Origin of the sequence: Pseudomonas sp. CFBP 8771 (assembly GCF_014841695.1) — a bacterium.
GTDB lineage: Bacteria > Pseudomonadota > Gammaproteobacteria > Pseudomonadales > Pseudomonadaceae > Aquipseudomonas > Aquipseudomonas baltica.
Genome location: NZ_JACYUJ010000026.1, coordinates 1 through 365, shown reverse-complemented (window position 1 = coordinate 365; position 365 = coordinate 1). Strand labels below are relative to the sequence as shown.

1 rRNA gene is annotated in these 365 nt (G+C 50.1%); it reads right to left on the bottom strand.

From position 1 onward, the window contains the following. Positions 1–365 (bottom strand): 23S ribosomal RNA (locus tag IFT80_RS21530); the annotation flags it as partial.

Below are 365 nucleotides of genomic sequence, written 5' to 3'. Positions count from 1 at the left end.
AAAGACAACTCGTCATCAGCTCTCGGCCTTGAGATCCCGGATTTACCTAAGATCTCAGCCTACCACCTTAAACTTGGACAACCAACGCCAAGCTGGCCTAGCCTTCTCCGTCCCTCCATCGCAATAACCAGAAGTACAGGAATATTAACCTGTTTTCCATCGACTACGCTTTTCAGCCTCGCCTTAGGGACCGACTAACCCTGCGTCGATTAACGTTGCGCAGGAAACCTTGGTCTTTCGGCGTGGGTGTTTTTCACACCCATTGTCGTTACTCATGTCAGCATTCGCACTTCTGATACCTCCAGCAAGCTTCTCAACTCACCTTCACAGGCTTACAGAACGCTCCTCTACCGCATCATCCTAAG